Raw genomic sequence first — 13,871 nt, forward strand, 5'->3', positions numbered from 1 at the left:
TGCGCCGCCCGCGTACGTTGGCCCCGTGAGCACATCCACCGGCCCCCACACGCTTCCGGACTCCGTCGTCATCGTCCTCTTCGGAGCAACCGGGGACCTGGCGGGGCGCATGGTGCTCCCGGCCGTCCACGAGGTCCACGAGCGCGGCCTCATGCCGGAGCACTGGCGCCTCGTCGGCTGCGCGGCCGAGGCCCTGGACGAGGAGGCCTTCCGCGACCGCGTCGAGGAGGTCCTGGACCGCAGCGACGTCGGCAGGCCCTCCGACTGGGCCACGGTGCGCCCGCAGATCCGCTACGCGGCCGGGGAGTTCGGCCCCGACGACCCCGGCGAGCTGCCCCGCATCCTCGGCGAGGTCCGTGACGAGCTCGCCCGGGAGAGCGGCAGCGAGCCGCTCGTCCTGCACTTCCTCGCGGTGCCCCCCGTCGCCTTCCGGTCGATCGCCCGCGGGCTCGGGGCCCACGGCCTGGCGGAGGGGGCACGCGTCGTCTTCGAGAAGCCCTTCGGCACGTCGCTGGAGTCGTTCGAGAGCCTCGACGCCGCGGTGAAGGAGGTGCTCCAGGAGGACCAGATCTTCCGCATCGACCACTTCCTCGGCAAGGAGGGCGTGCAGACCATCTACGTCCTGCGTTTCGCCAACCAGCTCTTCGGCTCGGAGTGGTCGCGGGCGAGCGTCGACCAGGTCCAGATCGACGTGCCCGAGGACCTGGACGTCGCCAACCGCATCGGCTTCTACGAGGCCACCGGTGCCGCGCTCGACATGATCGTCACCCACCTCTTCCAGGTGGCCGGGCAGGTGGCGATGGAGCCTCCTGCCGACCTGCGCGACCCCACCTCCGTGCTGGACGCCCGCGAGACGGTGCTCCGCGCGTTCCGCCCGCTGGACCCGACGCAGGACGTGGTCCTCGGCCAGTTCGACGGCTACCGGGACATCGACGGCGCCGCGCCCGACTCGAGGCAGGACACCTTCGCGGCCGTGCGGCTGTGGGTGGACACCGAGCGCTGGCGCGGCGTGCCGTTCCTGCTGCGCACGGGCAAGCGCATGGCCCGCCGGACGCAGCGGATCACCCTGGTGCTCAAGCCGCCGTTCGGGCCGCTCGCCAGGGAGCTGGACACCCCGAACACCATCGAGATCTGTTTCAGCGGCGACGGCGAGATCCAGCTGGGCATCACCGTGAAGACGCCCGGGCCGGACCTGAGCTACTCCTCCGGCAAGGCCGTGCTCGAGCTGGACGACGTGCCGGGCGGGGAGCCGATCTCGCCGTACGCCTCGCTGATCCACGACGCCCTCATCGGGGACCGTTCCTTGTTCACGACGGCGGAGGGGCTGCGGGCCGCCTTCACCGCCTTCGCCCCGCTCCAGGGCCCGGAACGTCCCGACCCGCTCCCGTACGAGCCGGGCTCGTGGGGTCCCGAGGAGGCCCGCCGGCTCGCCCAGCCGCACCGGTGGATGCTGGGGGAGTAGGTGCTCGACGAGTAGCGCGTCCTGACGTGGCGCACGTCACGCGTCGGGTACGGTGGGGCCCGCACCTGGCTCAACGGCGAGCCAGGCGCCTTGACCGGTCAGTCCTGACCGGTCAGTGACGGGCCGCGAGATGCTCGAGACCGAGACGGCGCTCGACGGCGACGACCTGGTCCACGGTCCCCACCGCCGCCTTCTCGATCGGCTCGCCGAACAGCGGCACGGAGGCCGACACGTCGCCGTCGTAGGTCTGCTCGCACCCGGCCATCGTCGGAGCGAGCCGCTGGGTGCCGGAGATCCGCGCCGGCACGCCCTGGATGTCGACGGACATCGTCGCGGTGCGGCTGCCGTCCGCGGCCGGGGCCTGCCACGCCTCGACCAGACGGACCTCGAGGGAGTCGCCCACCAGGGAGCGCAGCGCGGTCGGCACCGACGCCGTCGGAAGCTCGGCCCGCGTGGTCACGGTGAAGGCCGCGCCGTCACGGACCACCTCGCACGTCGTGCTCAGGGCCCCCGCCTCGGTCATCTTGCGCTCGACGAACTCCCGGGTCGACAGCATCGCCGCCACGGTCTCGACGTCGGCGGGGTAGGCGGTGGTGGCGGTGAAGCGCACGGTGAGCTCCTTCTCGGGCGGCCGACGCCAGCGTAGCGGCCACCAGGGCGGTGGGCCCCGCGGCAGGCGGCGGGTCCGGGGTCGGCCCGGCGGGCAGCTCGCAGGCCCTAGTCTGGGGAGCGTGCCCACCACGCTCGCCAACATGATCGTGCAGTCCGGACAGGTCGATGAACGCGACGCCGAGTGGCTCCACCAGCTCGTCGGCGACTGGCAGGTCATCGCCGACCTCGCGTTCGCCGACCTTGTCCTGTGGCTGCCCACCGATGACGACGACTTCATCGTCGCGGCGCACTGCCGGCCCTCCACCGCCGCCACGGTCCACTACGAGGACATCGTCGGGCAGCGCCCGTCGCCGGTGCGGCGGGACCTGATGCGCCAGACCGTGCTCGACCGCGGCATCCACGTCCGGGCGGACCCGCACGGCCGGGGGTCCGACGCCATGCGCGAGGTGGTGCTCCCGGTGGTCCACGAGGACCGCGTCCTCGGCGTGCTCACCCGCGAGGTGGCTCTCCCCACCTCCCGTGTGCCGTCCCGGCTCGACGTGTCCTACATCGAGATCGCGGACGTCCTGTGCGGGATGATCAGCCGCGGGGAGTTCCCGCAGGAGGGCGCCCCCACCAGCGCCCGGCGGGGCGCGCCCCGCGTCGGCGACGGCCTGCTGCGTCTGGACCCCGAGGGCCGGGTGGTCTACGCCAGCCCGAACGCGCTGAGCAACTTCCACCGGCTCGGGGTCATCGGTGAGCTCAAGGGCCAGGTGCTGGCCGAGGTGGTCACCGAGCTCATCGAGGACCACACGGCGGTCGAGGAGACGATGGCCGTGGTCGTGATGGGCCGCGCGGCCTGGCGCACCGAGATCGAGGCGCGAGGGGTGACCCTCTCGCTCCGGGCCGTCCCGCTCACCGACCACGGCGAACGGCGGGGGGCGCTCCTGCTCTGCCGCGACGTCTCCGAGGTCCGCCGGCGCGAGCGCGAGCTCATGACGAAGGACGCCACCATCCGGGAGATCCACCACCGGGTGAAGAACAACCTCCAGACAGTCTCGGCGCTGCTGCGGCTGCAGGCCCGGCGCAGCGGCAACCCGGAGACGAAGGCGGCGCTGGACGAGGCGGAGCGGCGCGTCTCGACGATAGCGCTGGTGCACGAGACCCTCTCGCAGAACATCGACGAGGTGGTCGACTTCGACGAGGTGTTCGGCCGGCTGCTGCGCCTGGCCGCCGACGTCGCGTCTCCCGACTCCTCGGTCCGCACCGTGGTGGACGGGACCTTCGGGGCGGTCGGCGCCGAGGCCGCCACCTCGCTGGCCGTGGTGCTCACCGAGCTGGTCTCCAACGCCGTCGAGCACGGGCTGGCGGGCCGGTCCGGGACGGTCTCCGTCACCGCGTCGCGCTCGGGCGCCGAGCTCGACGTGCGGGTGTGCGACGACGGTCTGGGCATCGAGGACGGCCGCGTGCTCGCCGGCCTGGGCACCCAGATCGTCGAGACGCTGGTGACCGGCGAGCTGCGCGGGTCCATCGACTGGCGGCGCCGCCCCGAGGGAGGCACGGTGGTCGACCTGCACGCGCGGCTGGGCACAGCCACCCTCGACGCGACGGCAGGTCAGCGGCGGTAGGCCGGCGGCGGTAGGCCGGACGGGGCCCGGAAAGTCGACCCCGGAAAGACGACGACGCCGCCGGTCTCCCGGCGGCGTCGTTCAGTCTCGGCTGTGCGTGAGGTCAGCCTGCGCGGCGTGCGCGTGCGGTACGGCGCTTGAGCGAGCGGCGCTCGTCCTCGCTCAGGCCGCCCCAGACCCCGGAGTCCTGCCCCGTCTCCAGCGCCCACTTCAGGCACGTGTCGACGACGGTGCACTTCTGGCACACGGCCTTTGCCTCCTCGATCTGCACCAAGGCCGGGCCCGTGTTCCCGATGGGGAAGAACAGCTCGGGGTCTTCGGTGAGGCAGGCGGCGCGGTGACGCCAATCCATACGGGTCTCCTTAGCGCATGCGTCGAACCACGAGATCTGCAAGGGAAGCAGCGGTCCGACGCGACGGGTTCAACTGCTGCACCCAACCCTGACACGCGGTACCACCGGCGACAAGAGGTTTCCGGAAAATGGCTGGCCGGTAAACCGCGTGGCTTTCGTCACACTGTGACGAGCCCCTCGCGGCGACCCGGTCGCCGCCTCGTCAGAGCCTCTGCGTCGGTGCGTACGCTCGGATCTGTGACCAACGAACCACTTTCCGGACGTCTCCAGGCTGAGAAGGGCGGCCGTCGCGTCCCGTGGCCGCTGCGCGCAGCGGGTGCCCTGGTGCTGGTCGAGGCGCTCGTCCTCGTCGGTATGGCCGTCGTTCTCGTCACGGATGTGGTAAGGGGGGTGGCCCCGGACGTCTTCTCGGCCCTGGCCCTCGCCGTCTTCTTCGTCGGCTTCGCCGCGATGCTGGCCGGGTCGGTCCGGGCACTGTGGCGCGGTCAGCGCTGGGGCCGAGGTCCGGTCATCACGTGGCAGGTCCTGCAGGCGGCCAGCGCCCTGACGCTCACCGGGGTCCAGACCGCGCTCGTCGTCCTCGCCGTCCTGGTCGCCGCGGCAGCGGTCGCCGGCGTGCTGTGGCCGAGTGCGCGCGACTACGCCTCCGGGACCCGGGCCCCCGGCGCCGTCGTCTGAAGCGCCGTCGTCTGAAGCGCCGGGGCCGGTGGCGCGGGCGCGTCGGCCGGCGTCGCCACCTGCAGCGCCAGCGCTCGCCCGCGGGTGACGAGGACGCCCCGGCCCGGGTGCAGCGGCCTCGCGGGGTCCGCCGCGGTCGAGAGGTCCACGTCGGTGAGCTGGGTCGTGGCCGGGTGCGACGGGCGCAGCAGCAGCAGGGTCGCGGTCGAGCGCCACGTGGCCAGCGGGCCCCGGTAGGCACCGACCACCGGCTCCGGCCGCGCCGCGGCCACCACCACGAGGTCCCGGCGGGAGGCGAGCCGCTGCCCGAGCTCCTCGAGCGCGGGGGAGGCCCACCGGTCGACGTCGTCCACGACCAGCACGGCGGGTCCCGCCGGAAGGTCGCCGGGCTGCCCGACGGCGACGGCCCGGCCGCCCAGCTGCTGCCGCAGCAGCGACAGGGTGGTCGTCCGGCCGCTGCCCGGCGGCCCGACGACGAGCAGCACCTCGCCCGGTTCGCAACGGAGGCCGACGGGTCCGCCGTCGTCCCCGCCGCGCCCCAGCAGGACGGTGGCGCCGTGCGGTGGCTCGGCCTGCGGCACCTCGTCCGGCACCGGCTCGCCGGGCGGCAGCTCACCCGGCGGAAGCCCGTCCCGTGAGAGCTCGGCGAGCGAGACACGCTCGGGAAGCGGGGCCACCCGCAGGATCCCAGGTTCGGCGGGCCCGAGGTCGACGGCTCCGGTGACGGCGACCTGCACGGCGGTCGCGCGGCCCGGTTCCAGCAGCACGCCCCGTCCGGGGACAGGATCCCCTCCGTGCAGGTCGCGCGGGACGCCCGCGAGCAGCGCTTCCGTCTCGTCCCTGGGTGCCAGGACCACGCGCGTCCGTACCGACTCCGTCCACCGGGCGGCGAGCAGCGACGGCGGCCCGGACAGCGCCGTGGCGACGCCGGCCCGCCTGCCGTCGCGCAGCGCCCGGGCGAGCAGCTGCAGCCCCTGCCCGGGGCCGGCGACCTGGTCGAGCCGCTCGGCGACCGCCTCGGCGTCGTCGACGACGAGCAGCTGCGGGGCCGTCTCCGCCTCCAGCCGCTCGAGCAGGCGGGCGGCACGCCGCGGGTCGTCGCTCCCGGTGACGGTCCCGAGGGTTGGGCCGGCGAGGTCCGCGAAGCGGTGCGGCCCCGCGGCGAGGACGTGGACCACCGCCCTGGCGCGCAGGGCGGAGGCGACGACGCTGCGCAGCGTCTCGGTCCGCCCGGTGCCAGGGCCACCGACCACCAGGAGGGCCGACGGCCGCCACACCCACACGCCGAGGCGCTGCTCGTCGGGCAGGTCGCTGACGCCGAGCACGAGCCCGGACCGCGGGTCGGCGGTCCCGGCACCGTCGGCGTGAGGGCGGGAGGGCCGGGCACTGTCCGGACCCGCCGGCCCGGCAGCGTCCGCCTCCAGGCCGGCCAGCTCCACCCGGCGGGGCAGGGCGGGCGCCCAGGGGCGCCCGGGGACCTCCCGCACCTCCGCGCCCGCGGAGTCCCACGCGGACTCCCACGCCTCGCGAGCGGCACGGACGGCCCTCCCGGCCCAGCCGTCGTCGCCGCACCACGGCGCCTGGACGGTGCGCAGCGTGTCGGTCCGCACGAGCGCCCGGCCCGGCACCGGCGGGAGGTCCGCGGCGCCCGAGGTGCCCACGACATCCTGGGACTCCGCAGCCTCGAGCACCCGCAGGCAGATCCGCACCGTGAGGTTGGCGCGCACGTCGGCAGATACGGCGCCCCCGGGGCGCTGCGTGGCGAGGACCAGGTGGATGCCGAGCGAGCGTCCCTGGGCCGCGAGCCGGACGAGGGCGTCGAGCAGGTCGGGGTGGCTGTCGGCCAGCGCCCGGAACTCGTCGACCACGACCACCAGGCGGGGCAGCGGCTCGGCCGGGCGGGCGGCCAGGTAGGCGGCCAGGTCCTTGGCGCCGGCGTCGGCGAGCAGCCGCTCGCGCCTCCTGACCTCCGCGCGCAGGCTGGCCAGCGCGCGGACGGTGGCGGCCGGCTCGAGGTCGGTCAGCACGCCCGCGGTGTGCGGCAGCCCTGCCAGCCCGGCGAACGTCGCGCCACCCTTGTAGTCGACGAGGACGAGCTGGAGCCGGTCCGGCGGGTGACGCAGCGCCAGGGCCAGCAGCCAGGCCAGGAGCAGCTCGGACTTCCCCGATCCGGTGGTGCCGGCGAGAAGGGCGTGCGGGCCGTGCACCACCAGGTCGATCTCGACGGTCCCCGCCTCGTCCACCCCGAGGGGTGCCGCGAGACCGGGGTGCGGCACGGCCCACTGCCGGCGGACGACGGCAGGGTCGTCCGCAGGTCCTTCCCCGAGCAGGTCGGCCAGGTGGACCTGCCGCGGCAGTGCGGTCGTGGACGCGGTCGCCCCCCGGGCGAGCAGGCCGGCCGCGGCGGCCGCCCACGCTGGCGAGATGCCGGGCCGGTCGACGGTGACCACGCGCGTGCACCAGGCGGGGACCTCCTGCACGGACCTGGCGAGCACCACGTGCACCGAGGCCTGGGCGTCGCCCGTGGCCGGCGGTCCCTCGGCGGGGGTGTCCGCCGTCCGGGACGGGTCCGCGGACCGGGGAGCATCCGCGGGTCCCGGCGCCACGAGGACCGTGAGCCGCCGCGGTGCCCCGGCCGGTCCGAGCCGCCGCGGGCCGCCGCCGGGTAACGAGGGAAGGTCGACGCGCAGGTCCCCGTGCCAGGTGGCCAGCTGGCACGCCAGCCACCAGGCCGCCGCGGTGACGTGCCCCGGCCGCCCGACCAGAGCGACCCGGTCGCCGTCGCCCAGGACGAGGCCCGCGCCGGGACGGCTCGCCGAGACCGTGGCCCGCAGCTCCTCGCCGGCCGGCAGCCGGGCCACGGCCGCCGCGGCGTGCAGGAGGAGCGCGGCAGGGTCGGGCAGCTCCGGGGCGCGGGGACGCCGGACGGCCACCACGGTGGCCGCGAGGAGGACCACCGGCACCGCGAGGATCGCCCACCGCCACGGTCCGGCCCCGCTGGAGACCAGCAGCGGCACCATGGTCAGGCACGCGAGCAGCGGCAGCGCCATCCTGACCCAGTCCCGCCCCTCCGGCGCCCGGGACGGTTCCGGTGCGGCCGGCGCCCGCAGGTCCTCGGGCCGACGGCGGACCTGGAGCACCGTCGCCCCCAGCCGCAGGTTTGTCCCCTCCGGCAGCTCGCGCCACCGCGGCGGGAGGGGACGGGTCCGCGCCCGCAGGAGGGCGCGGGAGAGCGCGGGCGGGAGCCTGCGGGTGAGTGACAGGAGAACGCGGGGCTGCGGCCGCGCGCGCGACGGGTGGGTGCGCCGTCGGCCCAGGCGCGAGGGGGCACGCCACCGGGTGCCGTTGGCGGAGCCGTGGTCCCGCGCCTCGAACCGTCCCCGGCGCTCGCGGACCTCGAGATGGCGGCGGGAGACGAGCGGGTCGGTCAGCGGCAGGTCAGCCGCGCCGCGCCCCACCTCCGCAGGCTCGGGTCCCAGCCCGAGGCACCACCCGGTGTCCGGGCCCGCCACCACCGCGAGGTGCCAGGGCGAGCGCAGGGCGGTCCGCGGGTCGGGGTGGTGCGTCATGGCGCCAGGGTGGCCGGTGGGTCGGCCGGGCGGCCGGCGCCCTGTGGACACCGGCCGCCCGGGGGAGCGCTGTGGAAACGGTTCAGGCGGCCAGCGCCGCGACCGGCGGCGTGCGCACCGCCGAGCGTGCCGGGAGCACCGAGGCGCCGAGCCCGGCGACCAGCGCCACGACGGCCACCGCGCTGAGGTGCAGCCACGGCACCGCGAGGGTGACGTCGCCGGTGGCCCCCAGGAGCACCGCGGACCCGGCCCACCCGTACAGCGTCCCGAGCACCGCGCCGAGGGACGTGCCGACGAGGGCGATCAGCGCGCCCTCGACCATCAGCGTCCCGCGCAGCTGCGACCGGGTCAGGCCCACCGCCCGCAGCAGGGCGTGCTCGTGGCGCCGCTCGATCACGGACAGCGACAGCGTGTTCGCGACGCCCACCAGCGCGATCAGCACCGCCACGCCGAGGAGGCCGACCACGATCGCCAGGAGCGTGTCGATGACCTCCGTGTAGATCTGCCGCTCGGCGGCGAGCCCGGTCACGTACGGGACCACGCCGTCGCTCGCCTCCACCACGGCGTCCTGCACGTCGCGCACCCGCTCGGCGGCCGGTGCGTCGTCGGCGAGGCGGGCCCACACCCCCACGACGGGTGCGCCGGGTGCCAGCTCCTGGAGCGTGGGTGCCGCCACGACGGCCAGCGTGCCGGCGGGGACGACGATGACGGTCCGGGTCACCCGGGCCTGGCCGGTGCCGACGACGACGTCCTTCCCGGTCGTGAGCCCGGCGGTCTCGGCGACCCTGTCCCCGAGGAGGAGCGTGTCGTCGTCGAGCTCTGAGAAGAGGGCCGGGTCGCGCACGACCTCGACGGCGCGGGCCGGGTCGATGCCGAGCACCTCCAGCTCGGTGGCCGTGGCGCCGGTGCCGAGCTGCACCAAGGCCCTCGTCACCGGTGTCGCGACGGACACGTCCTCGACGTCGCGCACCGCGGTGAGGTGGGCGGCGGTGACCGTCTCGCCCTCCACGAGGACGTCGACGGGGAAGGTCTCGGCGAGGGCGCGGTCCAGGCTGGTGCGTGCGGTGGCGGCGCCCGTGGCCATCATGACCACCAGCGCGACGCCGATGACCAGCGCGGACGCCGTCGCCGAGGTCCGGCGCGGGTTGCGCGTCGAATTCACGGTGGCGAGCTGCGCCGTGGCGCGGTGCCGGCCGGCGAGGGCGGTCAGCGCCCGGCCGACGACGGCGACGGCACGGGGGACGAGGAAGACCGCGCCGACCATGACCCCGGCGAAGGACATGATCCCGCCGGCGACGCCGACCAGGAGCGCGACGCCCATGAGGTCGCCGGCGTCGTCCAGGACGAGCATGGCCGTGCTGGCGCCGCCGAGGAGGAGGGCGCCGAGCGTGCCGAGGACGACGGCGGACCACCGGCGCACCCGGCCGCCGCCCGCCCGGGACGCCGGGTCGGGCGCCGGGCGCAGCGCGGAGAGGGGCGCCACCCGCGTCGCCGTCCGCGCCGGTGCGAGCGCGGCGAGCACGGTGACGGCGGTGCCGGTCAGCAGCGGGACCGCCAGCACCGGCAGGGTCAGCGGGACGGTCGGGGCCACCTCCACCCCCAGGTCGGCACCCTGGAGGAACCACAGGGCGCCCTGACCGAGCGCCAGGCCGAGGAGCAGCCCGGCCGCGGACGCGACGACGCCGAGCACGCCCGCCTCCAGGAGCACCGAGCGGTGCACCTGCGCCTTGGTGGCGCCGACGCAGCGCAGCAGCGCGAGGGTGCGGGCCCGCTGCGCCACGAGCACCTGGAACGTGTTCGCGATGACGAGGGCGGCGACGAACATGGCCACCGCCGCGAAGGCGAGCACGAAGTACGTCAGGGTCTGCGCCTGCCCGGTCAGCTCCGCCGTCTTCGCCTCGGCCTCCTCGACGGTGGTGCGCACGTCGGCCTGCGGCAGCGCCGCCCGCACCGCCGCGGCCACCTGCTCGTCGCTGCTGCCGGCGGCGCCCGCCACGAGCACCTCCGCGTAGCGCAGCTCACCCTCCGGCGTGGCCGCCGCGGCCCACGCCTCCGCCTGCCCGCGGGGGACGAGGACGGTGGAGGCCGAGCCGAGGATGGCCTGCGGGTCACGGACGAGGCCCGTGACGGTCAGCTCGTCCGAGACCACCTCCCAGGTGCCCTCGGACGAGGACCCGGAAGCGTCGCTGGGGCCGCCGTCGGACGTGCCGGTCGTCGTCGCGGGGGCGAGCTCCTCGTGCTCGAGCCGGACCACGTCCCCGACCCCGACGCCGAGGCGTTCCGCCGTCGACGACGTCAGCGCGGCCTCGCCGGCGGCTCCGGGAAGGCCCCCCTCGACCGGGTCGAAGACCTGCAGCGCCTCGTGCGAGGCGACCGGGGTGACGAGCGCCGCGTCCTGCTCGCCGCCGGCGCGCACCTGCGCGTAGAGCTGCAGCACGCCGTCGGCCGCGGCGACCTCCGCCAGCCCGGCGACGGAGGCGACGTCCTCGGGACCGAGGGGACGGTCGTCCGTGCCGCGCGCGACGACCGCCGCGTCCGCCAGCGACGCGGTGACGGTGCGGTAGGTGGTGTCGCGCGCGAGGACGCCGGCCAGCAGCGTCGCGGCGACGAAGGCCGTGGCGACGACGACGGCCACCCCGGCCGCGGCGAGGCGCCGCGCGCCGGTGCGCATCTGGGAGATCGTCAGCCGGATCATCGGGCGACCGCCTCGACGGGGCGCAGCGCCTCGAGGCCGGTGAGGACGGACTCGGGGGTGGGGTCGGTGATCTCCCCGGCCAGGCGCCCGTCGGCGATGAGGACGACGCGCTGCGCGTAGGAGGCGGCGGCCGGGTCGTGCGTGACCATGACCACCGTCTGGCCGAGCTCGCGCACGCAGGTGCGCAGGAAGGACAGCACCTCGGCGCCGGCCCGGGAGTCGAGGTTGCCGGTCGGCTCGTCGGCGAAGACCACGTCCGGGCGGGTGACGAGCGCCCGGGCGATGGCCACCCGCTGCTGCTGGCCGCCCGAGAGCTCGGCGGGGCGGTGGCTCAGCCGCTCACGCAGCCCGAGGATGTCGACGAGGGTGGCCATCCACTCCCGGTCCGGCGCCCGCCCGGCCAGCTCGCACGGCAGCGTGATGTTCTGCTCGGCGGTGTACATCGGCAGCAGGTTGAAGGACTGGAAGACGAAGCCGACGCGCTCGCGGCGCAGCAGGGTCAGCCGCCGGTCGTCGAGCGCCCCCAGGTCCGTCTCGCCGAGGTGGACGCGCCCGCCGCTGGGCTCGTCCAGGCCTGCCAGCAGGTGCATGAGCGTGGACTTGCCCGAGCCGGACGGCCCCATGATCGCGGTGAAGGCACCTGCCTCGAAGGCGACGTCGACGCCGCGCAGCGCGTGGACGGCGACGTCGCCGCGTCCGTAGACCTTCGTCAGACCTGTGGCGCGGACGGCTGGAAGCGGGCTCATGTGCGGCTCCTTGACGGCGGGTGCGCGCGGCACGGGAGGCCGCGCGGCCGGGAGCGTCCCCGGCACCGACGACGCTACGGACGGCCCGCGGCGCCGTCGTCGGGCCGGGGGCTGGTCCTGACGTCATGCCGTGGTCGGACCCGCCGGCGCCGTCGTCCGCCTCAGGACCCGGGGGTGACCAGTCCCGTCTCGTACGCGACGACGACGGCCTGGACCCGGTCCCGGGCGCCGAGCTTGGCCAGCACGCGGCCCACGTGCGTCTTGACCGTCGCCTCCGCGACGAAGAGCTCGCCGGCGATCTCGGTGTTGGACCGCCCGCGCGCCATGAGCACGAGCACCTCGCGCTCGCGGTCGGTGAGCGACTCCAGGACCGCGGGCGGGGTCCGCTGCTCGTCGGGGAGCACGTCGGCGAGGTGCTCGATGAGCCGGCGGGTGGACGAGGGCGCGATGACGGCGTCGCCGCGGTGGACGGTGCGGATGGCGGCGAGCATCTCCTCGGGCGGGGCGTCCTTGAGGAGGAACCCGCTGGCGCCGGCCTTGATCGCCTGGAGCACGTACTCGTCCAGGTCGAAGGTGGTGAGGATGATGACCTTCGGCGCCACGCCGGCCGGCCCGGGCGCGCCGGTCAGCTCCGCGGTGGCGGCGAGGCCGTCCATGGCCGGCATGCGCACGTCCATCAGCACCACGTCCACCGGGTGGGAGCCCAGCAGCCGCAGCGCCTGGGCGCCGTCGCCGGCCTCGACCACCACGTCCATGTCCGGCTGCGAGCCGATCACCATGGCGAACCCGGCCCGGACCAGCTGCTGGTCGTCCACCAGGGCGACGCGGATGGTGGCGGTCTCGGTCGTGGTCATGGGCGGTCTCCGGAGGTGCTGGACGGGGCGTGGGCCGGCCGCGGCCCGCCGGGGCCGGGCAGCGGGATCTCGGCACGCACACGGTATCCGCCGCCCGGACGCGGGCCCGCGTCGAGGGTCCCGCCGAACAGGGCGGCACGCTCGCGCATGCCCACCAGGCCCTGCCCGCGGCCGTCGGAGGTGGCGGCGGCGCCGCGGCCGTCGTCGTCCACCTGGACGCGCAGGAGCTGGGGCGAGCGGTGCAGGGCGACGGTCACCCGGGCCTCCGGCCCGCCGTGCTTGAGGACGTTGGTCAGCGCCTCCTGGACGATCCGGTACACGCTCAGCCCGGCACCGGGCGGCAGCGGGCCGCCGCCGCCGGTGCGCACCACGGAGACCGCCAGCCCGGTCGCGCGCACCTGCTCGACGAGGCGGTCCAGGTCGGCGTCGTCGGGCTGGGGGAGTCGCTCGGTCGCGTCCTCGGTGCGCAGGACCCCGAGGATCCGGCGCATGTCCGCCAGGGCGCCTCGTCCCATGTCGGAGATCGTGCGCAGGGCGCGCTCGGCCGCCTCGGGGTCGGTCCGGGCGGCGTAGCGTCCGCCGTCGGCCTGGGCGATGACGACCGAGAGGGAGTGGGCGACGACGTCGTGCATCTCGCGGGCGATGCGCGTGCGCTCGGCGGCGGTGGCGAGACGCACCTCCTGGTCGCGCTCGACCTCGAGGCGCCGGGCCCGTTCCATGAGTGCCTCGAGCCGCTCGAGCCGGCTGCGGCGGCTCACGGCGACCGCCCAGGTCGCGAAGACCATCCCGGCCACCGCGAGCGTCCACAGGACGACGGCGGACCACAGGAAGTACCCCGGGAGGTAGACGCCGAACGCGACCCCGAGCAGCAGCGCGCCGGCCAGCGCGCCGAGCAGGCCCGCGCGGCGGGCCCAGCGCGGGCCGTAGACGGTCACCGAGTACAGCGAGACGAGCACCAGGATGTCGACGGGCAGGATCATGAACCCGACGAGCAGGTGGACCAGCGCCGCGGCGTAGACGACGATCGCCGACGCCGCCGGCCGGGTGCGCTGCCAGGCCAGCGCCGCCGGCATGAGGATCGACGCCGCGACCCCGATCGCCGGCACCGACGGGGTCCCGTAGCTCATGGCCGTCGCCGCGGACGGCAGGCCGAGGAGGAACAGGACGGCCAGCGCCAGCAGCGAGTCGACGGTCATGCGCCGGGTGCGAGGGTCGCGGAGCCGCTCACGCACGCCCGCGATCGTTCCCATGGCCCCCGAGCCTAGGAGCTCGGCGGACGACGGCGGATCATCCGCG

General features: G+C 75.8%; 10 protein-coding genes. 3 read left to right on the forward strand and 7 right to left on the reverse strand.

Annotated features, from left to right (window positions below):
• Window positions 1-25 precede the first annotated feature (25 nt).
• A complete protein-coding gene (locus ATJ97_RS16170; RefSeq protein ID WP_245862650.1) occupies window positions 26-1,462 on the forward strand; it encodes a glucose-6-phosphate dehydrogenase in 1,437 nt (478 codons plus the stop codon).
• Window positions 1,463-1,574: 112 nt separating this feature from the next.
• Here the strand turns inward: ATJ97_RS16170 and ATJ97_RS16175 are convergent, their stop codons facing one another.
• The gene (locus tag ATJ97_RS16175; protein ID WP_170037520.1) at window positions 1,575-2,072 is read right to left on the reverse strand and encodes a DUF2505 domain-containing protein; all 498 of its coding nucleotides are present in this window, start codon (window positions 2,070-2,072) and stop codon (window positions 1,575-1,577) included.
• Window positions 2,073-2,214: 142 nt separating this feature from the next.
• On the opposite strand from ATJ97_RS16175, the gene ATJ97_RS16180 reads away from it, so the two are divergent.
• Window positions 2,215-3,681, forward strand: a complete 1,467-nt coding sequence (locus tag ATJ97_RS16180) for a sensor histidine kinase (protein WP_098485549.1) — start codon at window positions 2,215-2,217, stop codon at window positions 3,679-3,681.
• A 103-nt stretch (window positions 3,682-3,784) separates the two neighbouring features.
• On the opposite strand, the gene ATJ97_RS16185 is transcribed toward ATJ97_RS16180, so the two are convergent.
• A complete protein-coding gene (locus tag ATJ97_RS16185; RefSeq protein WP_098484614.1) occupies window positions 3,785-4,033 on the reverse strand; it encodes a WhiB family transcriptional regulator in 249 nt (82 codons plus the stop codon).
• Window positions 4,034-4,270: 237 nt separating this feature from the next.
• Here ATJ97_RS16185 and ATJ97_RS16190 point away from each other — a divergent pair, with 237 nt between their 5' ends.
• Window positions 4,271-4,711 (forward strand): hypothetical protein, encoded by a 441-nt coding sequence (locus tag ATJ97_RS16190; protein ID WP_143427050.1) that lies wholly within the window; start codon window positions 4,271-4,273, stop codon window positions 4,709-4,711.
• Here ATJ97_RS16190 and ATJ97_RS16195 read toward each other — a convergent pair.
• The 5 genes from ATJ97_RS16195 to ATJ97_RS16215 form a co-directional block, all read right to left on the reverse strand.
• Window positions 4,672-8,280: a type VII secretion EssC family protein gene (locus ATJ97_RS16195; protein ID WP_098484616.1), complete on the reverse strand. Its 3,609-nt coding sequence runs from the start codon at window positions 8,278-8,280 to the stop codon at window positions 4,672-4,674. The two genes, ATJ97_RS16190 and ATJ97_RS16195, sit on opposite strands and share 40 nt — an antisense overlap.
• An 82-nt stretch (window positions 8,281-8,362) precedes the next feature.
• A complete protein-coding gene (locus tag ATJ97_RS20605) occupies window positions 8,363-10,975 on the reverse strand; it encodes an FtsX-like permease family protein (protein WP_098484617.1) in 2,613 nt (870 codons plus the stop codon).
• The gene (locus tag ATJ97_RS16205; protein WP_098484618.1) at window positions 10,972-11,721 is read right to left on the reverse strand and encodes an ABC transporter ATP-binding protein; all 750 of its coding nucleotides are present in this window, start codon (window positions 11,719-11,721) and stop codon (window positions 10,972-10,974) included. Before ATJ97_RS16205 ends, ATJ97_RS20605 begins: the two co-directional genes overlap by 4 nt.
• A 161-nt stretch (window positions 11,722-11,882) precedes the next feature.
• Complete coding sequence (locus ATJ97_RS16210; RefSeq protein WP_098484619.1) at window positions 11,883-12,575, reverse strand: response regulator; 693 nt, start codon at window positions 12,573-12,575, stop codon at window positions 11,883-11,885.
• Window positions 12,572-13,825 carry a sensor histidine kinase gene (locus tag ATJ97_RS16215; RefSeq protein WP_245862653.1) on the reverse strand — a complete coding sequence of 418 codons (1,254 nt, stop codon included), beginning with the start codon at window positions 13,823-13,825 and terminating at the stop codon, window positions 12,572-12,574. Before ATJ97_RS16215 ends, ATJ97_RS16210 begins: the two co-directional genes overlap by 4 nt.
• Between the last annotated feature and the right edge of the window lie 46 nt (window positions 13,826-13,871).

Source organism: Georgenia soli, assembly GCF_002563695.1.
GTDB classification, from domain to species: domain Bacteria; phylum Actinomycetota; class Actinomycetes; order Actinomycetales; family Actinomycetaceae; genus Georgenia; species Georgenia soli.